The sequence below is a fragment of the Halomicrobium urmianum genome, assembly GCF_020217425.1.
Classification (GTDB): domain Archaea; phylum Halobacteriota; class Halobacteria; order Halobacteriales; family Haloarculaceae; genus Halomicrobium; species Halomicrobium urmianum.
On sequence record NZ_CP084090.1, the window covers coordinates 199,080 to 224,701 of the forward strand.

The 25,622-nt window shown below is 70.6% G+C and carries 26 protein-coding genes and 1 tRNA gene; 15 read left to right on the forward strand and 12 right to left on the reverse strand.

Annotated features, from left to right (window positions below):
* Positions 1-91 precede the first annotated feature (91 nt).
* From LCY71_RS00975 to LCY71_RS00995, 5 genes are all read left to right on the forward strand, one after another.
* Positions 92-937: an NOP5/NOP56 family protein gene (locus tag LCY71_RS00975; RefSeq protein WP_225334502.1), complete on the forward strand. Its 846-nt coding sequence runs from the start codon at positions 92-94 to the stop codon at positions 935-937.
* Positions 934-1,566 (forward strand): fibrillarin-like rRNA/tRNA 2'-O-methyltransferase, encoded by a 633-nt coding sequence (locus tag LCY71_RS00980; RefSeq protein WP_225334503.1) that lies wholly within the window; start codon positions 934-936, stop codon positions 1,564-1,566. Before LCY71_RS00975 ends, LCY71_RS00980 begins: the two co-directional genes overlap by 4 nt.
* Before the next feature lie 82 nt (positions 1,567-1,648).
* Positions 1,649-2,728 (forward strand): glutamate--cysteine ligase, encoded by a 1,080-nt coding sequence (locus LCY71_RS00985; RefSeq protein WP_225334504.1) that lies wholly within the window; start codon positions 1,649-1,651, stop codon positions 2,726-2,728.
* A 349-nt stretch (positions 2,729-3,077) separates the two neighbouring features.
* Positions 3,078-3,710: a winged helix-turn-helix domain-containing protein gene (locus LCY71_RS00990; RefSeq protein WP_225334505.1), complete on the forward strand. Its 633-nt coding sequence runs from the start codon at positions 3,078-3,080 to the stop codon at positions 3,708-3,710.
* Between the two features lie 53 nt (positions 3,711-3,763).
* Positions 3,764-4,240 carry a phosphopantetheine adenylyltransferase gene (locus LCY71_RS00995; RefSeq protein WP_225334506.1) on the forward strand — a complete coding sequence of 159 codons (477 nt, stop codon included), beginning with the start codon at positions 3,764-3,766 and terminating at the stop codon, positions 4,238-4,240.
* Positions 4,241-4,261: 21 nt separating this feature from the next.
* Here the strand turns inward: LCY71_RS00995 and LCY71_RS01000 are convergent, their stop codons facing one another.
* The gene (locus tag LCY71_RS01000) at positions 4,262-4,570 is read right to left on the reverse strand and encodes a transcription initiation factor IIB family protein (RefSeq protein ID WP_225334507.1); all 309 of its coding nucleotides are present in this window, start codon (positions 4,568-4,570) and stop codon (positions 4,262-4,264) included.
* A 72-nt stretch (positions 4,571-4,642) separates the two neighbouring features.
* Here LCY71_RS01000 and LCY71_RS01005 point away from each other — a divergent pair, with 72 nt between their 5' ends.
* Together LCY71_RS01005 and LCY71_RS01010 are read left to right on the forward strand one after the other, a co-directional pair.
* A complete protein-coding gene (locus tag LCY71_RS01005) occupies positions 4,643-5,155 on the forward strand; it encodes an MOSC domain-containing protein (protein WP_225334508.1) in 513 nt (170 codons plus the stop codon).
* A 33-nt stretch (positions 5,156-5,188) separates the two neighbouring features.
* Positions 5,189-5,272 (forward strand) — tRNA-Leu (locus LCY71_RS01010).
* A gap of 323 nt (positions 5,273-5,595) precedes the next feature.
* Here LCY71_RS01010 and LCY71_RS01015 read toward each other — a convergent pair.
* Both LCY71_RS01015 and LCY71_RS01020 read right to left on the reverse strand, forming a co-directional pair.
* The gene (locus tag LCY71_RS01015) at positions 5,596-6,741 is read right to left on the reverse strand and encodes a glucosamine inositolphosphorylceramide transferase family protein (RefSeq protein ID WP_225334509.1); all 1,146 of its coding nucleotides are present in this window, start codon (positions 6,739-6,741) and stop codon (positions 5,596-5,598) included.
* A 1-nt stretch (position 6,742) separates the two neighbouring features.
* Positions 6,743-8,368, reverse strand: coding sequence for a COG1470 family protein (locus LCY71_RS01020; RefSeq protein ID WP_225334510.1), 1,626 nt, complete (start codon positions 8,366-8,368; stop codon positions 6,743-6,745).
* Positions 8,369-8,531: 163 nt separating this feature from the next.
* Here LCY71_RS01020 and LCY71_RS01025 point away from each other — a divergent pair, with 163 nt between their 5' ends.
* Entirely contained in the window at positions 8,532-8,720 is a 189-nt protein-coding gene (locus LCY71_RS01025; RefSeq protein WP_225334511.1) for a hypothetical protein, read from the forward strand.
* Here the strand turns inward: LCY71_RS01025 and LCY71_RS01030 are convergent.
* Entirely contained in the window at positions 8,717-8,944 is a 228-nt protein-coding gene (locus LCY71_RS01030; protein ID WP_225334512.1) for a DUF7385 family protein, read from the reverse strand. The genes LCY71_RS01025 and LCY71_RS01030 overlap by 4 nt on opposite strands.
* A gap of 126 nt (positions 8,945-9,070) precedes the next feature.
* Here LCY71_RS01030 and cobT point away from each other — a divergent pair, with 126 nt between their 5' ends.
* The 4 genes from cobT to LCY71_RS01050 all read left to right on the forward strand — a co-directional run bounded on the left by cobT (position 9,071) and on the right by LCY71_RS01050 (position 13,131).
* A complete protein-coding gene (gene cobT, locus LCY71_RS01035; RefSeq protein ID WP_225334513.1) occupies positions 9,071-10,114 on the forward strand; it encodes a nicotinate mononucleotide-dependent phosphoribosyltransferase CobT in 1,044 nt (347 codons plus the stop codon).
* Positions 10,111-11,424 carry a cobyrinic acid a,c-diamide synthase gene (locus LCY71_RS01040; RefSeq protein WP_225334514.1) on the forward strand — a complete coding sequence of 438 codons (1,314 nt, stop codon included), beginning with the start codon at positions 10,111-10,113 and terminating at the stop codon, positions 11,422-11,424. Before cobT ends, LCY71_RS01040 begins: the two co-directional genes overlap by 4 nt.
* Positions 11,425-11,533: 109 nt before the next feature.
* Positions 11,534-12,343, forward strand: coding sequence for a diadenylate cyclase DacZ (gene dacZ, locus LCY71_RS01045; protein ID WP_225334515.1), 810 nt, complete (start codon positions 11,534-11,536; stop codon positions 12,341-12,343).
* Positions 12,343-13,131: a mechanosensitive ion channel domain-containing protein gene (locus LCY71_RS01050; protein WP_225334516.1), complete on the forward strand. Its 789-nt coding sequence runs from the start codon at positions 12,343-12,345 to the stop codon at positions 13,129-13,131. Before dacZ ends, LCY71_RS01050 begins: the two co-directional genes overlap by 1 nt.
* An 18-nt stretch (positions 13,132-13,149) precedes the next feature.
* Here LCY71_RS01050 and LCY71_RS01055 read toward each other — a convergent pair whose 3' ends face one another.
* Together LCY71_RS01055 and LCY71_RS01060 are read right to left on the reverse strand one after the other, a co-directional pair.
* Positions 13,150-13,650, reverse strand: a complete 501-nt coding sequence (locus LCY71_RS01055) for an acyltransferase (protein WP_225334517.1) — start codon at positions 13,648-13,650, stop codon at positions 13,150-13,152.
* 70 nt (positions 13,651-13,720) lie between these two features.
* On the reverse strand, positions 13,721-15,205 hold the full coding sequence (locus LCY71_RS01060; RefSeq protein WP_225334518.1) for a TrkH family potassium uptake protein: 1,485 nt from the start codon (positions 15,203-15,205) through the stop codon (positions 13,721-13,723).
* A 343-nt stretch (positions 15,206-15,548) separates the two neighbouring features.
* On the opposite strand from LCY71_RS01060, the gene LCY71_RS01065 reads away from it, so the two are divergent.
* Complete coding sequence (locus LCY71_RS01065; RefSeq protein WP_225334519.1) at positions 15,549-16,658, forward strand: GNAT family N-acetyltransferase; 1,110 nt, start codon at positions 15,549-15,551, stop codon at positions 16,656-16,658.
* Between the two features lie 26 nt (positions 16,659-16,684).
* Here LCY71_RS01065 and purD read toward each other — a convergent pair whose 3' ends face one another.
* Positions 16,685-18,004: a phosphoribosylamine--glycine ligase gene (gene purD / locus LCY71_RS01070; protein ID WP_225334520.1), complete on the reverse strand. Its 1,320-nt coding sequence runs from the start codon at positions 18,002-18,004 to the stop codon at positions 16,685-16,687.
* Between the two features lie 122 nt (positions 18,005-18,126).
* Here purD and LCY71_RS01075 point away from each other — a divergent pair, with 122 nt between their 5' ends.
* Complete coding sequence (locus tag LCY71_RS01075) at positions 18,127-20,280, forward strand: thioredoxin domain-containing protein (protein WP_225334521.1); 2,154 nt, start codon at positions 18,127-18,129, stop codon at positions 20,278-20,280.
* 15 nt (positions 20,281-20,295) lie between these two features.
* On the opposite strand, the gene LCY71_RS01080 is transcribed toward LCY71_RS01075, so the two are convergent.
* The gene (locus tag LCY71_RS01080; RefSeq protein ID WP_225334522.1) at positions 20,296-20,679 is read right to left on the reverse strand and encodes a thioredoxin family protein; all 384 of its coding nucleotides are present in this window, start codon (positions 20,677-20,679) and stop codon (positions 20,296-20,298) included.
* 170 nt (positions 20,680-20,849) lie between these two features.
* Here LCY71_RS01080 and LCY71_RS01085 point away from each other — a divergent pair, with 170 nt between their 5' ends.
* On the forward strand, positions 20,850-21,776 hold the full coding sequence (locus tag LCY71_RS01085; RefSeq protein ID WP_225334523.1) for a PLP-dependent cysteine synthase family protein: 927 nt from the start codon (positions 20,850-20,852) through the stop codon (positions 21,774-21,776).
* A gap of 106 nt (positions 21,777-21,882) precedes the next feature.
* Here LCY71_RS01085 and LCY71_RS01090 read toward each other — a convergent pair whose 3' ends face one another.
* From LCY71_RS01090 to cyaB, 4 genes are all read right to left on the reverse strand, one after another.
* A complete protein-coding gene (locus tag LCY71_RS01090; RefSeq protein ID WP_225334524.1) occupies positions 21,883-22,350 on the reverse strand; it encodes a DUF5804 family protein in 468 nt (155 codons plus the stop codon).
* A gap of 182 nt (positions 22,351-22,532) precedes the next feature.
* Positions 22,533-23,720, reverse strand: coding sequence for a tRNA sulfurtransferase (locus tag LCY71_RS01095; protein ID WP_225334525.1), 1,188 nt, complete (start codon positions 23,718-23,720; stop codon positions 22,533-22,535).
* 56 nt (positions 23,721-23,776) lie between these two features.
* A complete protein-coding gene (locus tag LCY71_RS01100; protein WP_225334526.1) occupies positions 23,777-24,979 on the reverse strand; it encodes a methionine adenosyltransferase in 1,203 nt (400 codons plus the stop codon).
* A 60-nt stretch (positions 24,980-25,039) separates the two neighbouring features.
* Positions 25,040-25,579, reverse strand: a complete 540-nt coding sequence (cyaB, locus tag LCY71_RS01105; protein ID WP_225334527.1) for a class IV adenylate cyclase — start codon at positions 25,577-25,579, stop codon at positions 25,040-25,042.
* Positions 25,580-25,622: the final 43 nt, after the last annotated feature.

Consider the following 25,622-nt stretch of genomic DNA (forward strand, 5'->3'; position numbering starts at 1 on the left):
TACTCCCAGCATCGCTGCCACTCGGGGAACGCTGGGCGGGCCGCTCCGACCAAGCCGCAGCTTTTTCGCCGCGGCCCGGATACGGCCAGGTATGACCGACGAGGCGGGATGGTTTGCCGGGCTCGACCCCGGAGACGAGACGGCGGCGGCGAGCGCGATACGGGACGGAGCGGCTGACGAACCGGCCGACTGGGCGTCGCTGGCCGTCGAGAGCGGCTTCGCCGACGACGAGGCCGACTACTACGACCGCCTCAAGGCGGCAACGACGGCCGCGACCCGCGAGGCCGTCCGGGAGCAGGCCGGGGCCGGGGATCAACAGTTGATCCACGCCGTCCGGGCCGTCGACGACTGCGAGCGGACGGCCAACGAGCTGGCCGAGCGCGTCGCGGAGTGGGCCGAGAGCCTGTACGACGACGCCGGCGCCGGCGTCGAGTACGCCCGCGAACTCGCCGAGCGAGAGCCGGAGGGCCCCGGCGAGGAGCGCCTCGTCGCGCTGGCGGGGCGGGTCGCGGACCTGGCCGACGAGGCCGAGGCGCTACGAGAACGGATCGAGCGGTCCGCGCCGGAGGTGGCCCCGAACCTCTCTGCGCTGGCGGGGCCGGTGCTGGCCGCACGGCTCATCTCGCTGGCGGGCGGGCTGGAGTCGCTGGCCAAGAAGCCCAGCGGTACCGTCCAGGTGCTCGGCGCGGAGGAGGCCCTGTTCGCGCACCTCCGGGGGAACGCGCCCTCGCCCAAGCACGGGATCATCTACACCCACGAGGCGGTCCGCGGGACCGACCCCGAGCACCGCGGGTCGGCGGCGCGGGCGCTGGCGGGCAAGCTCTCCATCGCGGCGCGGATTGACCACTACAGCGGCGACCTCCGGCCGGAGCTACAGGACGACCTGGCCGAACGGATCGAGCGCATCCAGTCCCGCTCCGGGGGTGACGACGCGTGAGCCTGCCCGACGGCGTCGACCGCCGCGAGTTCGGCGGCGAGGCGTCGCTGGCGACCCGCGGCGACCCCGTCTACGGCGAGGCGACCGACGGCGAGTGGCGCCGGTGGAACCCCCACCGGTCGAAGCTCGGCGCGATGCTGGAACTGGGAATGGACACCGGGCTGGCCGGCGGCGAGACGGTGCTCTACCTCGGCGCGGCGGCGGGGACGACCGTCAGCCACGTCGCCGACTTCGCGGGCCCGACCTACGCCGTCGAGTTCGCTCCCCGTCCGGCATCGGACCTGCTGGACGCCGCCGAGCCCCGCGAGAACCTGTTCCCGCTGCTCAAGGACGCCCGCGAGCCCGAGACGTACGCCCACATCGTCGAACCGGTCGACGTCGTCGTGCAGGACGTCGCAACGCGCGGGCAGGCGCTGGTCGCGCGGCGCAACGGGCTGTTCCTCGAGGGGGACGGCCGGCTCCTGCTGGCGATCAAGGCCCGCAGCGAGGACGTGACCCGCGAGCCCGGCGACGTGTTCGACGACGTCCTCGACGAACTGCGAGAGGACTACGAGGTGCTGGAGACCGAGCGGCTATCGCCCTTCCACGAGGACCACCTCGGCGTGGTCGCGCGTCCGAAGCCAGAGTGAACGAGGGGAAGACAGTCCGGACGGATCGACGTGCGAGCGGGTGACGGAACGCTTTAACCCGACGCGGGCGATGCTCCGTGCGATGGAGGAGACGGGCTCAGCCGAGGTATTCGACAGGACGGGCACCCTCGGAATCGAGGAGGAGTTCTACGTCGTCGACGAGCACGGTCGGCCGACCTCCGGGACGGACGAACTGGTCTACGAGTCCGACCCGCCGGCGATTCTCGATGGCCGTCTCGACCACGAGCTGTTCAAGTGCGTCATCGAGACGCAGACGCCGCTGATCGAGTCGCTCGACGAGGCCCGGGCGGCGTTAGACGACGTCCGGGACGCGCTCGTCGAACACGCCCGCTCGGAGGGGTTCGGCATCGCGGCCGCGGGCCTGCACCCGCTGGCGAAGTGGCGCGAACTCGAACACGCCGAGAAGCCCCGCTACCGGGAGCAACTCGACCGCATCCAGTACCCACAGCACCGCAACGTCACGGCCGGCCTGCACGTCCACGTCGGCGTCGACGACCCGGACAAGGCCGTCTGGATCGCCAACGAGGTCCGCTGGTACCTACCGCTGATGCTGGCGCTGTCGGCCAACTCGCCGTTCTGGAACGGCTTCGACACCGGGCTGGCCTCCGCCCGCGCGAAGATCTTCGAGGGGCTGCCCAACACCGGAATGCCCACCGCCTTCGACTCCTTCGAGGAGTTCCGGACCTTCGAGGAGCGCATGATCGAGACGGGCAGCATCGACGACCGCGGGGAACTGTGGTTCGACGTCCGCCCCCACTCCGGCCACGGCACCGTCGAGGTCCGCACGCCGGACGGTCACCGCGACCGCGACGTCGTGATGGCCTTCGTCGAGTACGTCGCGGCGCTAGTCGAGGACCTCGGCGCCCGCTACGAGGACGGCGAGTCCGCCAGCGGCTACCGACGCGAGATCCTCGACGAGAACAAGTGGCGCGCGCTCCGGTACGGTCACGACGCCGAACTGATCGCGCAGTCGGAGTCGGCGTCGGTCCCGCTGGGCGAACTCGTCGACCGCGAGTGCTCGCGCCTCGGCGTCGACGGCATCGGCACGGTCTACGAGCGCGAGAGCGGCGCCGCTGCCCAGCGGAGGATACGCCGCGAGGAGGGCGTCGACGCCCTCGCCGCGGAACTGGAACTGCCCTGAGTGAACTGCGGTCGTTCGGTACCGGGTCGACCGCCCGTAGTCGGACGGCCGACCCGATCACAGTCCTGATGAGTCGCTCCGGGTGCCACCCACCCAACCCAACAGTGGCCCCGGTGCCGATCCCCCCACTACCCGTGAGGGTCCGTCAGCGGTGTCGGTCCCATGCCACACCGCTACGTGATACATGCGAGGATGCCAGTATATAGTTTCCGAGCCATTTTACAGCCGATAACAGGATGGCCGTTTCGCCCCTCTTTAAATACCATCCCGCTACCGCATCGTGTCCTCTGCGAAGGGACCCGTGGATTTTAGTCCGTGACGGCCCTCTCGTCCCCCTAGAGACGTTACTATGGCTCCGGACGATGCACGCGACGACGGCGAGGCGGGCGGCGACGTCCGCGACAAGATCGAGGAGGGGGCCGACCGGGCGATGGAGCAGTTCGACGAGGGCGTCGTCGACCTGCTCTCGTGGGTCTTGGACACGGAGACGCGAGCGCGCATCTACGTCTTCCTCCGCGAGCACCCCGACAGCACCAGCGAGGAGGTCGCCGAGGGGACCGGGCTCTACCCCAGCACGGTCCGCGAGGCGCTGGCCGAACTCCACGACGAGGAGAAGGTCACCCGCCGGAAGCGCGAGTCCGGCGGAGCCGGCAACAACCCCTACGAGTACGCCGCCATCGCGCCCAGCGACCTCGTCGCCGACGTCGTCGACGACGTCCAGTCAGAGCTCAACGCCGTGTTCAACCTCGACGAGTACCTCGGCCCGGGTGACGAGTCGAACGGGAACGAGCCGGTGACGATCAGCGTGGAGAGCGGGGACGACAGCGACGGGCCCGACGGCCCGACCGGGAACGGAGTCGACGCCGCGAGCGGCGATTCCGACGCGCGCCACGAGATCGACGTCGACTCGGCCGACGAGGACCTCGGCGAGAGCGACGGTTCCGACGGGTCCGGCCCGTCGAGCGACGCCGCGGGCGAGTGACGGCGCCCGGGCGAGTCGAAGCCAATAAACCGCGAGCCGCCGTGACCGGAGATATGAAGGTCGCGCTGGGCGGGACGTTCGATCCGATCCACGACGGACACCGCGCCCTCTTCGAGCGCGCGTTTGAGCTGGGCGACGTCACGGTCGGCCTGACCAGCGACGACCTCGCGCCCAAGACACGCAACGACGAACGACCGATCCGCTCCTTCGAGGAGCGCAGGCGCGACCTCGAGGCCGAGCTGTCCGACTTCGTCGACGAGCGCGACCACGAGTTCGAGGTCCGCCCGCTGGACAGCCCCACCGGCATCGCGACGGAACCGCAGTTCGACGCGCTCGTCGTCTCGCCCGAGACCGAGACCGGCGGCAAGCGCATCAACGAGATCCGCCGGGAGAACGGCCACGAGCCCCTCGAAATCGAAGTCGTTCCCCACGTCAAGGCCGAGGACGGCGACATCATCTCCTCGACGCGCATCGTGAACGGGGAGATCGACGAGCACGGCGCCCTCACGCCCGACCGCGACGGCCGCTGATTCGCTGCCGTCAGCGCCCGTTTACCAGTCGGGCGCCTCCAGCCCCGCCTCCTCCAGCAGATCCTTCCAGCGCTGCTGGATCGTCAGCCGGGAGACGTCGGCGGCGTCGGCCACCGCGGTCTGGGACCGCTCCTGGCCGCTGACCAGCGCGCCGACGTAGAGGCTCGCCGCCAGCGCCGACCGCTTCGACCGGTCGTCGTCCGGGACGGTCGTCAGGAACAGGTCCACCGCCCGCGAGCGCGCCGTCCCGTCCAGCTCCAGGGCGTCGGCCGCTCGCTCTATCTCCTCCAGCCACTCCTCGTGTTCCCGGTGGTCGCTGGCGCGGTACACGATTCGCCGTACGGACGCCCGTACTGTAAACTTCTTCGGGAGCCCTTTGACGGTGGGTGCCCAACGATAGCTATGCACACAGTCCAGCAGATCTGGACCGCGCCCGCCGCCGGCGAGCCCATGGAAGCCCGCGGGTCCGTCGAGGCCGTCCGCGACGGCGGCCTCCGCGGCGACCGGTACTTCCGCGGCACCGGCTACTATTCGCCCTTCGACGTCTGTCAGGTCACTCTGGTCGACAGCGGGGCCATCGAGTACGTCCGCGAGGAGTTCGACGTCGACCTCACCGACGGCCGCCACCGCCGGAACCTCGTTGTGGACGCCGACGTCGTGGACCTGCTCGACACGAAGTTCCGGGTCGGCGAGGCCGTCTTCGAGGGGACGCGCCGCCGACCGCCCTGCGCCCACGTCGAGGAGGTCGCCGGCGAGGAGGGCGTCGCGCGGGCCCTGAAGGAGGAGCGGGGCGGCATCTGCGCCGACGTGGTCGAATCGGGCGAGGTCCGAGTGGGAGACGAACTGGACGTGCTGGAACAGCTGGACGACCCCGACGCGCTGGCCGATGCGATCCGGGAGCGACGAGAACGTTAGGTTCATGTCCGCCCTGCGGGTATGGTGGGGTGCGCGCGGGTAGCCAAGCCAGGAAACGGCGCAGCGCTTAGGACGCTGTCCCGTAGGGGTCCGCCGGTTCAAATCCGGTCCCGCGCACTGACTGAGTTTTTCGAGCGAAGCGAGAAAACGAAGGAAGGAGCAGGACCGATTTGAACCCTGGAAGTCACAGCCTGCGCAGCGAAGCGAGCAGGAATGTCTTCCTCTGGTTCAAATCCGGTCCCGCGCATTTTGCGACGAACGATCCGTGAGCCGCAAATCCGGTCCCGCGCACTGACCGAGCTTTCGAGCGGAGCGAGAAAACGAAGGGAGGAACAGGATCGATTTGAGCCCTGCAAGTCACAGCCCGCGCAGGAGAGGGGCCGACGGTCCGGTGAGTCGGACGACGCGGCGGCGCGACTGGTCCGGATCGTCCCGATCGCTCACGGGTCGCCTCGATCGGTCACGCGATAGACGCCGATGGACCACTCGTCGTCGGCGTCCTTGCCGTCGACGGGGACGACGTTCGCGTCGCCGCGGTAGGGGAGCGCGGCGTCGACGTGGTGCATGCCCTGGTCGCGCCAGCCGTCGTCGAACGTGGCCTCCAGCAGCGGCGAGGCGTCGATCTCGCGGTGGCCGTACTCGCGCTCGCTCAGCGCCGTGACCTCGAAGCAGCGGACCTTGTCGCCGTAGGTGCGCTCGACGTCCTGGAAGAACAGGTACAGGTCGTCGCCGTCGATCAGGGGGCGCCCGGCGGGCCGGAACTGCCGGGGCTGGGTCGTCACTGGACTGTCGGGGTGTTCGGTCCAGTCGGCGCCGAGCAGTGAGGGGGCGTAGTGGAGGCGAGTCCCGTGGACCGAGTCCTGCTCGACCGAGAGGAGGTACCAGGTGCCGTCGCGGCGGAACAGCGTCGGGTCGCCGACGTGCTCACCGTCGATGGGGCGCTCGACGAGCGTCCAGTCCGTCGGGAAGGAGTCGGCCCGGTAGAGGCGGAACTCCGGGACGCCGCCGTAGTCGTAGGTGGACTTGTCCGGCGTCATGTACCAGGTTCCGTCGACGCGGAAGACCGCAGGGTAGGCCAGGTGCTCCGGTTCGTCGAGGACGATCCCCTCGTACGTCCAGCCGAGGCCGTCGTCGCTGCTGGCCAGAGCGATGTCTGGACTGGCGTCCTCGGCGTCGTAGGCCGCCTCGAAAAAGAGGTGGTAGGCCCCGTCGGCGACGGCGACGAAGGGGTCGGCGACGTAGTGGACGTCCTCGCGGTCCGTGACGTCGTCGTCGGTCAGCACGGGGTTGTCGGCCCCGGGGTGCGGTTCGAGGGTGGGCGGTGCGTCGACGGTCATCGGCCGCGGGAAGGACGGCGGGGTTCCCGACCCCTCCGAGGGTTCAGCCCCGTCGGGCGATTCGGTTTCGTCGGGCGACGCCGTCCCTCCAGATGCCTCGGTTCCGGCGGGCGACCCGGTCTCGTCGGACCGGCTCGCCTGGCCGACGCATCCGGCGACGGAGGCCAGAGCCACGGCGGTGCCCGCGTTCCGCAGGAACGACCGGCGATTCCGTCTGTCGCGGCCGCCTGGTGACTGCTCTCCAGTCACGTCAGGCGACCTCGACGGCGTCCTCGACGACGCGCTCGGCGAGGTTCGTCTCCAGTTCGTCGGGGTCGCTCTCGGCCCAGACGGCGACGTGGACGTCGTAGCTGCCCGCGGGCGCGCCCGACTCGACGGTCCACTCGACGGTGACCGTGCTCGTCTCGCCGGCGGAGAGGGTCGCGGGTCCGCCGGTCGTCCCGCCGTTCGTGTGGGCGAGGCCCTCGGGGTCGATGGCGCTGTAGCCGACGAAGAAGGTGTGGTCGTCGGACCCCGTGTTCGTGACCGTGACGTCCGTCTCGACGACGTCGCCGTCGCCGTAGGTGCCGCCGGACACGGCGACGTCCTCGATGCGGGCGTCGATCTTCGGTGCCTCGCCCACGGCGAAGGCGTCCCGCAGAATCCTCTCGTCGAGCTTCGTCTCCAGGGCGTCGCGGTCGCTCTCCGCCCACACAGCGATCTGCGCGTCGTAGCTCCCGTCGGGCGCGTCGGACTCGACCGCCCACGAGACGGTGACGTCACGCCGCTCGCCGGGGCCGAAGGTCACGGCCCGGCCGGTGGTCCGGTCGTTGGTGTGGGCGAGGCCGTCGGGGTCGATGGCGCTGTAGCCGACGAAGTACGTCCGCTCCGCGGCGGCCTCGTTCTCGACGGTCGCGGTCGCGGTGACGGCCTCGCCGGACCCGTAGGTCCCGCCGGGGACGCTGGCGTCGACGAGAGTCGCGCCCACGTCGCCGTCCTCGCGGACCTCGAAGGCCGCTTCGGCGTAGAGCTCGTCGCATTTGGTCTCCAGCGCGTCGCGGTCGGCCTCCTCCCACACGGCGAGGTGAGCGTCGTAGTCGCCCGTCGGCGCGTCCGACTCGACGTCCCAGGAGACCGTCACGGTCTGGGATCCGTCACCGTCGAGCGCCACTGACTGGCCGGTCGTCCGGTCGTTCGTGCGGACGCCCCCCTCGGGGTCGATGGCGCTGAAGCCGACGAACACCTCCCGGTCGTCGTCCCGGAGGTTCGCCACCGTGACGTCGGCGGACGCGGTGTCGTCGCGTCCGAACGGCCCGTCCGGGAGGGTCGTGTCGGCCATCGCGGCGACCACTTCGTGGTCGTTCCTCGCCGTGAGGTCGGCGTGGTCCCCGAAGAAGTCGGGGTCCCCGCTGGTGTAGACGTCGATCGTCGCGAGGTAGTTGTACGCGACGGTGTTCAGCGCGACGACGAGGTCGCCCTCGTCGGGGTCGTAGCGGATCACCCGGAGGCCGCCGTCGAGCACCTCGTTCGACCACGAGGGGTCGAGGTCCTCCAGAAGGAGGTGGTCGTCGACGACGTCGACGTGGCTCCACACGTAGCAGTGCAGGCCCTCGATCGACGCGACGTCGCCGGTGATCTCGGCGGTGACGGCGTCCCGGAACGCGACGTCTACGTCGGACGACTGCGCCGCGGCCGTCCCGCCGAGAGCCGCGGGCAGGCCGAGCGCGAGCGCGCCTCGAAGGAATCGCCGACGGCCGCGCGACCGGAGTGTACGCGTGCCCGGAGTGCGACCGTCGGGAATCTCCCGGCGGCCGTCGGGAGGGGCGTCGACCGCCACTCCGCCGTGACCACCGCCGTCCGTTTCCGTGGGTTCGTTCGCTTCGTCAGTACCGCCCATAGGGTGACGTACACACCGGAGTTGCACGTCAGTTGTTACCGCATAGCTGTGCGGAACGTTATCGTAGTCGCCGATTGGCCGCTCTAGCGGCGCGGTGCCGTCGCCGTCCGTCAGTTCCCGCGGCCGACGATTGATAGTGCCCGACGCCGAAGGGGAGGTACCGATGTCCTATCGAATCGAGCGGCCGCCGGGCGAGGAGCGCGGTATCGTCATCGCCTGTGAGGACCACGACCACCGGCGGGAGTTCCGTCCGGCGGAGAAGCGGGTCGCCTTCTTCTGTCCCGACTGCGGCGTCGAGGTGGAGGTGGCCCTCCGCGAGGACGATTGGCGACCCCTGTCCGAGCGCTGCTAGGGCTTGTGGGTGAACAGCACCACGTTGCCGTCGTGGGTGGTCGTACACAGGTCCAGTTCCACGTCCAGGTTCAGCGACGTGAACTCCTGTTTGCAGACCACCATGTCGTCGAACGGCTCCTCGCAGGCCGGGCAGGCGACCGCGGTGGTGTTCTGGTACGACCGGATTGCCTCGTTGTCCTCGCGCGGGGTGAGCGACGAGACGAGTTCCTCGAAGTCCTCCATGCTTTCACGCGGGCACGCAGTCGACTTAAATCGTGGTCCTCGTTGGCACGGGCTGAGAGAGCCGCACCGCGCTCGCCGCCCCGCCGACCGACGCGTTAAAATGCGCTTGAACGTCTGCAATCAGGCATGACTGCCACCAGGCTCGTCCTCGCGGCGGGGACCACGCGGACGGCCGCGATCGACGGGCTCAGCGCCGCTGGGGCGGATTCGGATCTGCTCGCTCACACGCCGGCGGCCGACGCCGAGATCGTCGAGTACGGCTCCCCGGTTCGGGCGCCGGCCGTCCCGCAGAGCCCGACGGGGTGTCTCACGCCGGCGGTCGTCACGCGGGCGATCAGGGGTCTCGTGGACCTGCCGGTGACCGTCGTCGACGGGGGGCTGGCTGAACCGGCGGGCGCGCCGACCGTGACCGTGGGCGCGCGTCCGGGCGACGATATCAGGGAATCCGACCCGGTCCCGACGGCGCCCGGTGCGATGACCGCCGCCCGCCAGTTCGGCGAGGCGCTGCCGGACGACGAGATACTGCTGGCCGAGACGGTCCCGGGCGGCACGACGACGGCGCTGGGCGTCCTCCGGGCGCTCGGAGAGGCGGGCAGCGTCTCCTCCTCGCTGCCGGAGAACCCCATCGAGCGCAAGCGCGAGGTGGTCGCGGAGGGGCTGGCAGCGAGTTCGCTCGAACCCGGCGACGCCACCGACCAGCCCCGGCGAGCGGTGCGGCGGATGGGCGACCCCGTCCTCGCCGTCGCGACGGGCGTCGCACTGGGCGCGCTCCGGTCGGACACCGCGGTCACGCTGGCCGGCGGGACGCAGATGGCCGCCGTGGCCGCGCTGCTGCGTCACGCCGGCGTCGAGCAGCGGCTTCCGCTGGCGACCACGAGCTACGTCGCCGACGACGAGTCCGCGGACCTCGCCGGCACGGCCGAGCGGTTCGACCTCGACCTGACGGTGACCGACCCCGGCTTCGGCGACGCCGACCACCCCGCAATGGCCCGCTACGCCGCCGGGGAGGCCAAGGAGGGCGTGGGCATGGGCGGCGCGCTCGCCTTCGCCGACCGGGCGGGCGTGTCGATGGCCGAGGTCCGCGAGCGCGTCGCGGCGCTGGCCGACGACCTGACGGGCGAGGACGGCGCGGACGAGACGGGAAGCGCAGCGGCGGGGAACGTCCCGTGAAGGGGTTCGTCCTCGGCGGAACGTCCTCCGGGGTCGGGAAGACCGTCGCGACGCTGGCCGTCATCGAGGCGCTGCAGCGGGCGGGCGAGGCGGTCCAGCCCGCCAAGGCCGGCCCGGACTTCATCGACCCCAGCCACCACGAGGCCGTCGCGGGCCGCCCCTCGCGGACGCTGGACCTGTGGCTCCAGGGCCGGGACGGCGCCCGGCGGAACTACCGGCGCGGCGAGGGCGACGTCTGCGTCGTCGAGGGCGTGATGGGCCTGTACGACGGCGACGCCTCCAGCACGGCCGCCGTCGCCGAGGCGCTCGACCTCCCCGTCGTCCTCGTGGTCGACGCGGAGGCGGGCATGGAGAGCGTCGCGGCGACGGCGCTGGGCTTCCGCGAGTACGCCGACGCGGCGGGCCGGGACGTCGAGGTCGTGGGCGTCCTCGCCCAGCGCGCCCACGGCGGCCGCCACGCGGAGGGGATCCGCGACGCCCTGCCCGACGGCATCGACTACCTCGGTCGGATCCCGCCCAGCGACGACCTGGAGATCCCCGACCGGCACCTCGGCCTGGAGATGGGGCGGGAGTCGCCGCTGGATCCGGACGCGCTGGCCGCGGCCGCCGAGGGCGTCAGGACCGACCGACTGCTCGACCTTGCCAGGGAGCCGCCGCGGCCGGGGTCCGGCGATCCCCGTGACGGGAACGCCGCCGACGGCGACCGGCCGACCGTCGCCGTCGCGTCGGACGCGGCCTTCGCGTTCAGCTACGCGGCGACGACCGAGCGGCTCCGGGCGGTCGCTGACGTGCACACGTTCTCCCCGCTGGCCGGCGACCCGCTGCCGCCGGCCGACGGCGTCTACCTCCCCGGAGGGTATCCGGAACTGCACGCCGCCGAACTCGCGAGCGCCCGGGCGCTTTCCGACCTGGCCGACCGCGCCAGCGAGGGGCTGCCCGTCTACGGCGAGTGCGGCGGGATGATAGCCCTGAGCGAGTCGCTGATCACGACCGACGGGGACGCACACGAGATGGCCGGCGTCCTCCCGGCCGAAGTGGAGATGCGCGACCGCTACCAGGCGCTGGACCACGTCGAGCTGCGGGCGACGCGGGACGTGCCCACCGCCGCCGCGGGCGAGCGCCTGCGCGGCCACGAGTTCCACTACTCGCGGGCGGACCTGGGCAGCGACGCCCGCCTCGCCTTCGACGTGGTACGGGGCGACGGCGTCGACGGCGACCGGGACGGCCTCGTCGAGTACCGGACGCTGGGGACCTACTGTCACTGCCACCCGGAGAGCGGCGCGTTCGACGCTTTCGTCGGGCGGCTGTGACCCCGGACCATCCCGCGGTCTACCCGGACGCCCGAGACGGCCGTGGCGGGCGTCTGCTGTCCGTCAGAAGCCCACAAGGTTTTTTCGAGAGGCGAGGCTATCGTGACCGATGACCGAGCTGCAGGCGCTGGTCGAGGAGTTCGTCGCCGACGCGGATGCCGTGTTCCTGTTCTCACCGAGCGCGTCGCTGTACGAGCGATTCGAGGACTGCGAGCAGGAGGTGGTCGTCGTCGCCGCGGAGAACGCGGTCGAGGCGCCCTCGTTCGTCGAGCTACCCCTCGAGTTCACCGACCTCGAGGGCCGAGTCCGCTTCGGCATCGAGGGAGCGCTGGATCGGGGATTCGTCGACGAGGACGACGACGTGCTCTGCATCGCCGACGCATTCGGCAAGGCGGCGGACACGTTCGTCCGCGTCGGCACCGACGAGTTCTCACCCTCCGGCGTCTACGACCTGTTCACCAACAGCCGGGCGGAGCCGTCCGTCATCCGCGACGTCATCGACGTCGTCGTCGAACTCGGGAAGAAGGGCCAGAAGGGCAAGCCCGTCGGCGCGCTGTTCGTCGTCGGCGACGCCGGCAAGGTGATGAACAAGTCCCGGCCCCTCTCCTACAACCCCTTCGAGAAGTCCCACGTCCACGTCGGCGACCCCATCGTGAACGTGATGCTCAAGGAGTTCTCCCGGCTGGACGGCGCCTTCGTCATCTCCGACGCGGGCAAGATCGTCTCCGCGTACCGCTACCTCGAACCCTCGGCCGAGGGGGTGGACATCCCGAAGGGCCTGGGCACCCGGCACATGGCCGCCGGCGCCATCTCGCGCGACACCAACGCCGTGGCCATCGTCCTCTCCGAGAGCGACGGGCTGGTGCGGGCGTTCAAGGGCGGCGAGTTGATCCTCGAACTCGATCCGGAGGAGTACTGATGCAGTTCGACTGGGCGGATCTCATCCGACGGATATTCTCCCGTGAGACGGCCTTCACCGTCTCCGTCGCCATCCTCGTCCTGGGCGCGGTACTCGGTTACTTCGTCTGGCGGTGGACCCGCGACCTGATGCGGGACGCCGGCGTCCCCGAGGCCGTAGAGGGGACGCCCTTCGAGCGGACTGCCCGCCGGTTCGGGACGTCGACGGTCGGTCTCGTCTCGAACCTCGCGGCGCTGTTCGTCTACGTGGGCGCGGTCATCCTCGCGCTCAACGTCTCGCAGCTTTCGGACACGGCACTGTTCTGGTCGCAATTCACCGGCTTCCTCCCGGACCTGTTCGTCGCCGCCTTCGCGCTGATCCTCGGACTGATCGCGGGCGACAAGGCCAAGCTCGTCGTCTCGGAGCGCCTGCGCAGCGTCAAGCTCCCCGAGGCCGGCCTCCTGCCGGAGCTGGTCAAGTACAGCATCTTCTTCCTCGCGCTACTGATCGCGCTCGACCAGCTCGGCGTCGCGACGGGCGCGCTGCTGATCCTGCTGGCCGCCTACGCCTTCGGCCTCGTGTTCCTCTCCGGGCTGGCGTTCAAGGACCTGCTGGCCGCCGGCGCGGCCGGCGTCTACCTCGTGCTGACCCAGCCCTACGGCATCGGCGACGAGATCCGGGTCGACGGCCACCGCGGCATCGTCCAGGAGGTCGGCATGTTCGTCACTCACATCGAGAGCGACGAGGAGGAGTACATCGTCCCCAACAACCGGGTGTTCGCGTCCGGCGTCGTCCGCGTCCGGAGCTGACGGTTCGGCCGCCGCCGCTCAGTCCTCGTCGATCGGCTCCGCCGGGATGCCGGCCACGGTCGCACCGGGCGGCACGTCCTTCGTGACCACGGCGTTGGCACCCACCTGTGCCCCCGCGCCTACCTCAACGCCCGGGAGCAGGACGGCCCCGGCACCGATCATCGCTCCTTCGCCGATCACCACTTCGCCCGTGCGGTACTCGTCCTGGAGGAACTCGTGGCAGAGGACGGTCGCGTCGTAGCCCACGATGGCGTGGTCCTCGATCGTGATCAGCTCCGGCCAGAACACGTCCGGCGTGGCCGTCAGCCCCAGCGAGACGCCCTCTCCGACCGTCGCGCCCAGCCGACGCAGCAGCCAGCTCTTCGCCCGCAGGCTCGGCGAGTAGCGGATCAGCCAGACGACGAGGAAGTTGACCACGATGCGGAGCGGCCGCTTCGCCTCGGGCCAGTGGCGCATCGAGTTGCGCGGGCCCGGCGTGGCGGTCCGCTCGATCCGGTCGTGTCGCCGCGGTCCGGTCACGCCCGTCCGTAGACGGCCGCGGACCTTGAAACCGTCCGTGTGGGCGCGACCGCCACGGCCGTGCCCTGACTCACCGCCAGAAGTTCGGCGTGAGCAACACGAGCACGGGGATGATCTCGATGCGCCCGACCCACATCAGCAGCGTCATCAGCACCTTGCTCGACCGCGCGAACCCCTCGTACGTGCCGTAGGGTCCGGCTCGCCCGAACGCCGGACCGATGTTGAAGAAGGTCGACGCGGCCGCCGTCAGCGCCTCGAACTCCGTGACCGACTGGTTCGCCCGTGCACCGTCGGCCACGATCAGGACCGTCGCGAGCAGGAAGAAGACCAGCGCGACGAGCGTATAGGCGTACACGTCGCGGATCGTCTCCTCGTCAACGGCGTCGCCGCTCAGTCTGACGACCCGTACGGCGCCGCGGTGGGAGGCTACCGACAGGTCGCGACCGAACGCCTTCAGGACGACCAGCCACCGCAGCGCCTTGATCGAGCAGGTCGTCGACCCCACCATCCCGCCGACGAACATGCACATGAACAGCACCTGCTTGGCCGCCGGCGACCACGTGTTGAAGTCGACCGTCGCGAAGCCCGTCGTCGTCACGATGGAAGTGACCTGGAAGACGCTCTGGCGGACCGCCGTCCACGGCCCGGCCGCGTAGTCGGGGTCGGTGAGGAGCAGGCCGACCATCAGCAGGCTCGTGACCCCGAGGATCCCGACGTAGAAGCGGAACTCCTCGCTCTCGCGCAGTCGGGCGAGGTCCCCGCGGACCAGCGCGTACAGGAGAGCGAAACTCGTCGCCCCCAGCGCCATGAACGCGACGACGACCCAGTGGACGACCGGCGCGAAGGCGCCGACGCTCTCCGCACGGGGCGAGAAGCCGGCGGTCGCCACCGACGTCAGCGCGTGCGCGACGGCGTCGTAGGCGGTCATCTCCGGCGCGAGACCGGCGACCCCGAGCGCGAACAGCACGAGCGCGGCCAGCGCGGTCAGCCCGACGTAGATGCCGACGATGATCCGTGCGGTGTCCTCTATCTTCGGGGTCAGCCGCGTCGACTCGGTGCGGGCCTCCGACTCCATCAACTGCGCGCCGGCGACGGACAGCCGCGAGAGCACGGCCGTCGCCAGCAGCAGGATGCCGAGGCCGCCGAGCCACTGGAGGACCTGCCGCCACATCAGCAGCGCCCGGGAGTGGACGTCGAAGTCCCGGATCACCGTCGCGCCCGTGGTCGTGATCCCGCTCATGCCCTCGAAGGCGGCGTTGACCGGCGAATCGAACACACCGGTCCCCTCGACGACCAGTGGGACCGCACCGATCAGTCCGACGCTCAGCCACGACAGCGAGACGACGAGGAACGCCTCCCGCTCCTGCAGGCGCTCCCGCTCGAGCCGCTCCAGGCCGACGCCGAGAGCGAGCGTCCCGAGCATCGGGATCGCGTACGGAACCGGCGACTCGCCGTACAGCAGCGCCACGAGGACGGGCGCCAGGAAGGGGACTGCGTACCAGCGCAGAATCGCCCCGAGGATGCTCGCCGTCGTCCGGAAGTCGATCGAGGTCACGCGTTCACCGTCGCTGGCCCGGCGGAGTCCGCGTCAGCCGAGCCGCGGGCGTCCAGTGGTCCCGGCAGCGGTCGCTCCTCGTTCCGTCGTCGGTCACGGTTTGCCGTACCGGGGCGAGTCCCTTGAAGTTCGCGGGCTGATATGACGGGCGTCGGACGCGAGAGGCGGTCGAGCGGTCGCGGTCGAACCCCTTCCGAGGTGATAGCTAGATGATCCCCGGAGCGTGGCGACTCGGTCTCCAGCTCCGTACCCGTCTGTCACCGTATTGGTATCCTATCGCGGGAAACGGGCGTCTGTAAAAGGGGTAAGCGGGGGAACGGATGGACAATCGAGGTTCCACATCGTGGCCAAGTCCCAGCACGACACGACGACGACAGCGACCACCGTCACGGTCAGACCGTTCGACGGGGACCACGCCGGGTTCCTGGAACTGTACGAGGACGTGTGGGGGCGGTCCCGCGGCCGGGACTGGTTCGACTGGCGGTTCCGATCGAACCCCGCGGCCGACGCCGTCGGGATGGTCGTCGCCGAGGCCGACGGCAGACTGGTCGGTACCGAGCCCTGCCTGCCCTTCGCCCTCCGGGCCGGAGCGGAGCGGCTGCGCGGCCTCCAGCCCGCCGACTGGATCGTCCACCCCGACTACCGCCGCCAGGGCGTGTTCAGCCGGATGACCCGTCGGTGGATCGACGACGTCGCCGACGCCGACCTGTTCTTCAACTTCCCGTCGGCGGCGCTGCTGCCGGGTCTGGACTCGTACGGGTGGCGCACCGCCGGGCCGCTCCGGACGTACTACCGGCTCCAGCGGCCCGGCACCATCGCCGACGCGCTCGACGTGAACGCGGCCTGCACCGCGGTGCTCCGCCGCCTCGCCCCCGTCGCCGGCCGGTGTCTCGACCTCGTCGCGTCCGCCGACGAGCGCGAATACCAGCGAGTGGTCAGCCACGACGGCGTGCCCGTCGGCGTCCTCACCGACCTCTACGAGCGCTCGGTCCCGGACGCCCTCCACGTCGAGCGCTCGGCGGCGTACCTGTCCTGGCGCTACGACAACCCCTGCTGGGACGTAACGACCTACGTCTCGCGGCTGGATGGAGATCCGACGGCGGCGCTGATCGCCTGCCGGCGCTCGATACCGGCCGTGGAGAAGACGACCGTCGCGGACGCCCTTCCACTGGCGGTCCCCGACGAGTGGACCCGCGCTGGGTTCGAGGCGTGCCTGGCGGCGCTGTGCCGGGACCACGCCGACGCGGCCGTCCTCGACGCCGCGGCCGACTCCCTCCCGACCGAAGTGCTCGCCGCTGCCGGTTTCGTCCCCGGCGACCGGTTCCCGCTGTCGACGTGTACCGACGCGACGACGTTCGTCACCCGACCGATCGACGCGACGGTGCTGCCCGGCCGCGCGCTCGACGAGACGGAGAACTGGCACCTCTCGCTGGGCGAGCGGGACATCGCCTGATCGCGGGCCGAGCCACCCCCTGCGGTCTACTCGCCCCGCAGTCGGGCCACGTGGTCGATGCGCTGCTGGACCAGGTCGGCCGTGCCGATGTCGTGGCGCACCCGCAGGCCCTGCTCGCCGGCGCCGACCAGCGCCTCGTCGGCAATGGTCTCCGCGTCGGCGATGGTGTCCGCGACGCCCACGACGGCAAAGGAGCGGGAGGTCGTCGTGTAGATGCCGTCCGACCGCTCGTCGACGCTGGCGTAGTAGAGGATGCCCTCTCCGCCCTCGACGCCCGCCGCGGCCTCGTCGACGCTCTCGTCGTCCACGGTGACCTCCGCGCCCGCCTCGGGGTCGGTGGGGTAGCCGTCGGGGACGGCGTACTTGCAGACGGTCGCCTTCGGGGCGAACGAGAGCTTCGGCAGCGAATCGCCCTCGCGGGCCGCCACCAGCACGTCGAGGAAGTCCGTGTTGAGCACCGGCAGGGTGTTCATCGCCTCGGGGTCGCCGAAGCGGGCGTTGAACTCGACGACCTTCACGCCCTCCGCGGTGAGCATGAACTGCCCGTAGAGGACGCCCTTGTAGCCCTCGAGGGCGTCGACCGTCGCCCGGAGGACGTCGACGGCCTCCATGTAGTCGTCCTCGGTCATGAACGGTAACTCGAGGCCGGCGTCGGAGTAGCTGCCCATGCCGCCCGTGTTGGGGCCCTCGTCGCCCTCGTAGGCGCGCTTGTGGTCCTGGACGGCCGGCGTGGCCCGCAGTTCGCCGTCGGCGACGAACGCCTGGACGGTGAACTCCTCGCCGATCAGGCGCTCCTCGAGGACGACCCGTTCGTAGTCCGACTCGCGGAGGTACTCCTTGGCCTCCGCCTTGCTGATCTGGTCGCCCGTGACGCGGACGCCCTTGCCGCCGGTCAGCCCGGCCGGCTTGATCGCGAGGTCGCCGTCGTAGTCGTCGACGTACTCGCAGGCCGCCTCCATGTCCTCGAAGGTCTCGAAGTCCGGGCAGCCCGGGACGTCGTGCTCCTCCATGAACCGGCGCTGAAAGCCCTTGTCCGTCTCGATGCGGGCCTGCTCCTCCTGCGGGCCGAACGTGTAGACGCCGGCGTCGTCCAGGGCGTCGGCCACGCCGGCCTCCAGGGCCGCTTCCGGGCCGATGACGGCCAGCGTCGCGTCGACCTCCTGAGCGTAGGTCCTGACCGCCGTGGGGTTGGTCGAGTCGAGCGTCTCGAAGCCCTCGGCGACGGCCGCGATGCCGGGGTTGCGGTTGCCGGCGCACGCGTACAGGTCCGCGGCCGAGTCGGCGAGCGCGCGGGCGATGGCGTGTTCCCGACCGCCCCCACCGACCAGCAGCACTGTCTCTACCATGTGCGGAGTCCCTCGCGGTGGCCGCCTAAAGGTTATCGTTCGTCCATCTCCGGCTGAAGTCTCCACGTCTCCGTCGCTGTCCGTTCGGACCCACTTTAGGGCTCGACGGCCAACCACCAGGTATGAGCGACGATCCGGACCCCACCGAGCGCAACCGGCTCGACGAGGAGGAGAGCCCCTACCTGCGCCAGCACGCGGACAACCCGGTCAACTGGCAGCCCTGGGACGAGCGGGCCCTGGCGGCGGCACGGGAAGAGAACAGGCCCATCTTCCTCTCGATCGGCTACGCCGCCTGCCACTGGTGTCACGTCATGGAGGAGGAGAGCTTCCAGGACGAGGCCGTCGCGGAGGTCCTCAACGAGCACTTCGTCCCGATCAAGGTCGACCGCGAGGAGCGGCCGGACCTGGACTCGGTGTACATGAGCATCTGCCAGCAGGTGACCGGCCGCGGCGGGTGGCCCCTCTCGGCGTGGCTCACGCCGGAGGGCAAGCCCTTCTACGTCGGGACCTACTTCCCGCCGGAGGAGAAGCGCGGCATGCCCGCGTTCGGGGACCTGCTGCAGGACATCGCCGGCTCCTGGTCCGACCCGGAGGACCGCGAGGAGATGCACAACCGAGCCGAGCAGTGGACCAGCGCCATCGAGAGCGACCTGAGCCAGCCCTCGCCGTCGGCCGACGGGGAGACGCCCGGCCCGGACGTCCTCGAGACCGCGACCAACGCCGCCGTCCGCGGCGCCGACCGCGAGCACGGCGGCTGGGGCGGCGGTGGCGGCCCGAAGTTCCCCCAGCCCGGCCGCCTCCAGTCCCTCGCCCGCGCCGCCGAGCGCGACGGCCGCGAGGACGCCCGCGAGGTCCTCACCGAGACGCTTTCCGCGATGGTCTCCGGCGGCCTGTTCGACCACGTCGGCGGCGGCTTCCACCGCTACTGCACCGACCGGGAGTGGGTCGTCCCCCACTTCGAGAAAATGCTGTACGACAACGCCGAGATTCCCCGCGCCCTCCTGACGGGCTACCAGCTGACGGGCGAGGAAGCCTACGCCGAGGCCGCCGCCCGGACCTTCGCGTTCGTCGAGCGCGAACTGACCCACGACGGGGGCGGCTTCTACAGCACGCTCGGCGCGCAGAGTCCCGCCTTCGACGAGGACGGCGAGGCTGGCGAGGACGAGGAGGGCGCGTTCTACGTCTGGACGCCCGAGCAGGTCGAGGCGGCAGTCGAGGACGAGACCGACGCCGACCTCTTTCGCGACCGCTTCGGCGTGACCGAGCGGGGCAACTTCGAGGGAGCGACGGTGCTGACGATCAGCGAGAGCGTCGCGGACCTGGCGGCGTCGTACGACCTCGACGAGAGCGAGGTCGAACAGCGCCTCGAACGCGCCCGCGAGCAGGTCTTCGAGGCCCGCGCCGAGCGCCCGCGGCCGGACCGCGACGAGAAGGTGCTGGCTGGCTGGAACGGCCTCATGGTCTCCGCGCTCGCCGAGGGCGCCCTCATCCTCGACGACGCGTACGCCGAGCGGGCCGCCGACGCGCTCTCCTTCGTCCGCGAGCACCTCTGGGACGATGCGGAGGGGGAGCTGAAGCGCAGATTCAAGGGCCAAGACGTCCGCATCGACGGCTACCTCGAAGACTACGCCTTCCTCGCGCGGGGAGCCCTCGACCTCTTCCAGGCGACCGGCGAGGTCGAGCACCTCGCGTTCGCGCTGGACCTGGGCCGCGCGATCGAGCGGGAGTTCTGGGACGAGGAGGACGAGACGCTGTACTTCACCCCCGAGAGCGGCGAGTCGCTAGTGGCCCGGCCGCAGGAGCTGACCGACCAGTCGACGCCCTCCAGCGCCGGCGTCGCCGTCCAGACCCTCTTCGCGCTGGACCACTTCACCGACCACGACCGCTTCGCCGGAATCGCCGAGGGCGTCCTGGCGACCCACGCCAACGACGTCGAGGCCAGCCCGATGCAACACGCTTCGCTCGTCGTCGCCGCCGACCAGTACCACGAGGGCGAACTCGAACTGACGCTGGTCGCCGAGGACGTCCCGGCCGAGTGGCGCGAGACGCTCGCCGAGACGTACGTCCCCGGACGCCTGCTGGCCTGGCGGCCGGCCGACGACGGCGAACTGGAGCGGTGGCTCGACGCGCTGGACCTGACCGAGGCGCCACCGATCTGGGCCGACCGCGGGCAGCGCGACGGCGAGCCGACGGTCTACGCCTGCCGGAACTTCGCCTGCTCGCCGCCGGACCGCGAGATAGCGAGCGCGCTGGAGTGGGCTGCGGAAGAAGTCTAGACGAACTGCGACCGCTCAGGCCAGCGCCGCTTCGATCTCGTCGGCCAGGTAGACCGAGATGGGGACGGGCTCCTCCTCGACGAAGCGGGCGATCTCCTCGCCCTCTTTCTCGACGACGACGGTCGGGATCAGCTCGATGTCGTACTCCTCGACCTTCGGGCCGACCTTGCTGCCGTCGTCTTCCTTCTCGACCGGGTAGTGCTCCACGTTCTCGTCGGGCACCTCGGCCGCCTCCAGGGCCGCGCCGAAGTCCGGGAGCTGCGAGCGGCAGTCCTTGCACCAGTCGCCGCCCCATACCCTGAACGTCAGTTCGTCGCCGTGTTCCTCGAGCGTCTCGACGGTGTCCGAGTAGGCGTCCTCGACCCACACCGGGTTCGGCTCCATGGTCTCAAGTGGCATGCTGGGTGCGTACGCAACGGAACGTTTTAACGTCCCCGCCTCGGAGGCCGGCGGAGCTAACTCGGTGGCCCTGGATCCATCGTTCCAATCACAACTGCTAGCGTCCGGGCTCTCGGCACGGCCTGCCGGTGGCGGCGGGGGTTTACGGCCCGGCCGGCAAGGCTCCCAGTATGAAGGAGTCTATCCTGGAGACGCTGGGGTCGCCGCTCGTGGCGGTGGAGTCGCCCGAGGACGCGACCGTCGCGGCGAAGGTAGAGTCGTTCAACCCCGGCGGATCGGCCAAGGACCGCCCGGCGACGGCGATGATCGAAGCAGCGGAGGACGCTGGCGAGGTCACGCCGGGCGACACGCTCGTCGAGCCGACCAGCGGCAACACGGGCATCGGGCTGGCGATGGCCGGCGCGGTGAAGGGCTACGACGTGCGCCTGATCATGCCCGGCTCGAAGTCGCCCGAGCGCCGACAGATCATGGAGGCCTACGGTGCCGACATCGAACTGGTCGATGGCGACATCTCGGACGCGCGCGAGCGGGCCGACGAGCTCGACGAGCAGGACGGGTTCCTCCAGCTCCGGCAGTTCGAGAACGAGGCGAACCCGCAGGCGCACTACGAGACGACCGGTCCGGAGATTCTCGACCAGGTCGGCGACCGGACCGTCGACGCGCTCGTGGCCGGCGTCGGCACCGGGGGAACCATCAGCGGGATCGGACGCCGGCTCCGGGAGGAGTTCCCCGAGATGCGGATCGTCGCCGTCGAACCCGAGGACAACGCCGTGCTCTCCGGCATGGAACCCGGCACCGGCGAGGACAGCTTCCAGGGCATGGGCCCGGGCTTCGTCAGCGACAACCTCGACGTCGACCTGCTCGACGACGTGACGACGGTGGGCCTCGACGCGGCCGAAGCGGAGTCCCGCCGGCTGGCGCGCGAAGAGGGGATCCTCGTGGGCCAGTCCTCTGCCGCGTCGAACCTGGCCGCCCGCGAGGAGGCCGAGCGGCTGGTCGACGAGGGCGCCGAGGACCCGCTCGTCGTGACGGTCTTCTGGGACAGCGGCGAGCGCTACATGTCGACGGGCATGTTCGAGGACTATAATAGAGATTGAAACTGTTTACACATCGAGGGACACCCGGGGTGTCCCTCGAGTGTGTCATTGCGTTCAATTTCTACTATAGTTCGGTTCTGCCGACGCGCGCTACCGCCTGCCGGGGTCACGCGCCGAACTCGTCGGCCGTCACGCGGACGACGAGCGTGTCCGAGACGTCTCGCAGGTCGTACGCCGGGATGGAGTCGCCCGTCCGGGTCACCAGCATCGGTTCGACGAGCTTCGGCGGCCCGTCCTCGCGCTCGACGACGCCGTACACCGAGAGGAACCGCCCGCTCTCCCCGTCGTCGACCGCGTCGTCCCGGACGGCCGTCGCGAGGTCCCGCGAGAGCCACTCCGTCTCGCTGATCGACGGCTCGCGGACCAGCGCCGCGTCGGCGAACCGCACGAGGTACCAGTCGAGGTCGTTCAGAAGCGAGACGGCAGCCCCCAGGCTGACCGTCTCGACCGCCAGCGAGTTGGCGAACGGCTCCCGCAGGTCGTAGGTCGCCAGGGCGTCGCGGGCCGTCTCCCGCGAGAGGAGTTCGTACCTGAGGTTGACCTCCCCGTCGCCCACCAGACAGACCTGCGTCATCGTCAGGAGGGAGTTTTCGCCGCGGGTTAGTGGTTACGGGTCGCGGGCGCACTGTACGTCGTCACTACCGATAGTTCCGGCGACGGCCCCGGAAGCCCCCTCCCGGTGGGGACTGTGCCGGTCGCCTCCGAGTGAGCAAAATTCGATTCGCAACCGGAAGTGGCGGCTGACGCGAAAGGCGCTCAGGGATCGATCGGCACGATTTCGGCGTCGCGAGCGGCCTCGCGGGCCCGCTCGAGGAGGTCGTCGGGCTCGAGTTCCCTGACGGTCGCCGGGTCGGCGTTGGTCTCGGGGAAGGAAGGGGCGACGCGGTTACAGCCCGTCGGGATGGTCGACTTCTCGAACGTGCCGATCTCGCGGGCCTGCTGGGTGATGTCGGACTTGTTCGCGGTGAGGTTCGGGCGGTGGACGGGGCAGTCGACCGCGGTGTCCGTCGCCGCGAGGTTGGCGCTGGTCTGGCTGGACTTCTGGCCGACGGCCTCGCCGGTGGCGATACCGACGGCGTCGGTCGCCTCGACGACGGCCTCGGCGGCCGCGAACATGTAGCGGCGCAGCGAGAGCATCCGCGTCCGGTCGAGTTCGTCGGCGAGGTCGGCGACGTCGTCGCCGCCGGGGACCACTCGCACGTCCACGTCCGTGTTGGGCGCGTGGGCCGCGAGGTCCTCGACGGTCGCGACGGCGCGCGCGCGGTGGTCCGGGCCGCCGTAGTCGCCGAGGTGGACGTAGACGGGCCGGACCGGGCAGCCGCGGCGCATGAGCCGCCAGGCGGCGACGGGCGAGTCGATGCCGCCGCTGATCAGGACCGCGACGGGGTACTGGGTCCCGACGGGCAGGCCGCCCGGCCCCTCGCGCTTCTCCGTGAAGAGGTAGGCCCGGTCCTCGCGGCACTCGACGTGGACCGTGAACGCGGGGTCGTCGAGGTCGACCTCGGGCTCGCCGCCCGACGACTCGATGGCCTCCCAGACCGCGGAGCCACCCTCCTGTTCGAGGTCGCGGCTGGAGAAGTCGTGCACGTCCTCGTGGCCGGCTCGGCGGGCGCGGACGGCGAAGGGGCCGCCCTCCCAGCAGGCCTCGGCGGTGCGGGCCAGCGCGTCTTCGATGGCCGACAGCGTTGGCTCGACTGTCAGCGCCGGGCTCGCCGAGACGACGCCGAACGCGTCGGCGGCGACGTCGGCCGCGCGGTCGGGTTCGTCGGTGTGGACGAACAGCCGCGTCCGCTCGCGCTCGATCTCGCCGTCGACGCCGCGGTGGGCGAGCAGCGCGGCGAGGTTGTCCGCCAGGCGCCCCTCCATCTTCCGTCGGACCTGGTCGCTCTTGATCCCCAGCTCGCCGTGGCGGACCAGCACGACGTCGGCTCCCGGCGGTTGCATGGCCGTCGCTTGCGGGAGGGAGAATAAACGCGTGTCGCTCGGGAGCGACGGCGCGTTCAGAACGTCGACAGCTCGCCGTCGATGACCCGCTGGGTCAGGTCGGTCACGCCGGCGAGTTCGTCGTCGATGGCCGCGCGGACCTCGTCCTCGATGTCCGCGACGGTGACGCCCTCCTCGGTGACGACCGAGGCGTCGGCCACGTGGGGGTCGTCGATGGGCGATCCGATCTGGGAGAGCAGGCGGATCTGGAGCTGGCGGATGCCGTCGACCTCGTCTGCGACGGACTCGGCGATCTCCGTCGACAGGAGGTTGTAGATCTTGCCGATGTGGTTGACCGGGTTCTTGCCGGAGGTGGCCTCCATGCTCATCGGCCGATTGGGCGTGATCAGGCCGTTGGCGCGGTTGCCCCGACCGACGGAGCCGTCGTCGCCCTGCTCGGCGGAGGTGCCGGTCGTCGTCAGGTAGATCGATCCCTCCTCGTAGTCGTCGGCCGTGTTGACGTGGACCGCGACGTCGCGGTCGGTGATGTCCTCGGCGAGGCCCTTGACGTACGCCTCGACGCCGGCGACGGCCTCTCTGTACTCCTCCAGGTCGGCCACGTGGCGGTCGACCATGGCGGCGGCCACCGTCACGTCGACGTGGTCGCCCTCGCGCTTGCCCATCACCTTGACGTCCTGGCCGACGACGGGGTTGTCGTCGCTGTACTCGCCGTTGAGCCGGCGCTCGGTCTCGCGGACGATCCGCTCGGTCTCGGTCAGCGGCGCGTGACCGACGCCGTAGCTGGTGTCGTTGGCCATCGGGACGGCGCCGTCCTCGCCGAAGACGCCCTTGAGGTCGCCGCTGCCCTCGCCCAGGCGGACGTCGACGACGACGTCCGATCCCACCTCGAGGAACGGGAAGTTCTCTTCGAGGTACTCGCGGGCCGCGTCGAGGGCGATAGTCTCCGCGGGGAAGCGCTCGCCCTCGTACTCCTTGGTCGCGCGGCCGACGATCAGCAGGTAGATGGGCTCCAGCACCTCGCCGCCGCCGAAGGCCGGCGCGGCCGTGCCCGCGACCAGCTGGGTCTCGTCCGTGTTGTAGTGGAGGACGGTCCCGAACCGGTCGAGGTACGCCTGCGCGAGCGCGCGAGAGACGCTCTCCGCCACGCCGTCACAGATCGAGTCCGGGTGGCCGATGCCCTTCCGCTCGACGATCTCTACCGCCTGGTCCTCCACGGCGTGCCCGCTGGCGGGCTCGACGTGGATGTTCCGGTCGGTCATTGGCTCGTAGTTGGGGGTGAGACCCTCTATAACTTGCGGAATTGAGAACGGTCGCCGTAATTACTCGTCTGCATCAGCGAGCAGCAGGCCGAGGTAGGAAGTCCTGACCTGCTCGTCCGGATCGAGGTTCAAGTCGCGCATGACCGCCTCCGCGCCCTCGCGGGCCGCGTCGACGTCCTCGGCCTCCGTCTCGACCTCGACGAAGTCGCCGACGCCCGCGACGCTGTCCAGCGTCACCGCGTATCCCTCGTAGGCGAAGTGCTCGCGCTCCTTCTCGACGGTCGCGACCGGCTCGAACCCCAGCGCCCGGAAGATGTCGTCGGCGTCCCCGCCGGCGCCGACGCTGGTCTCGACCTCCTCGCGGGTCTTGGAGTCGGGATCGACCTTCGGTCCCTTGTAGGTGATCCGGTCGACGTCGCCCCCCTCCGACCGCTCGCGCCGGACGCGCAGCGCCTCGTCGGTCTCCGCGAAGTCCCGCTCCGGATGATCGTAGTAGGTGTCGGCCTGCTCGACCGTCTCCAGGGCGTCGGCGCCGACCGCCTCGAGCCGCTGGCGGACCTCGCCGTGGTCGGCCGCGACCTTCATCTCGACCTCGTACATGCGCGAGAGGAGGGCCAGCCCCGACAAAAGCGGCCCGCATCGG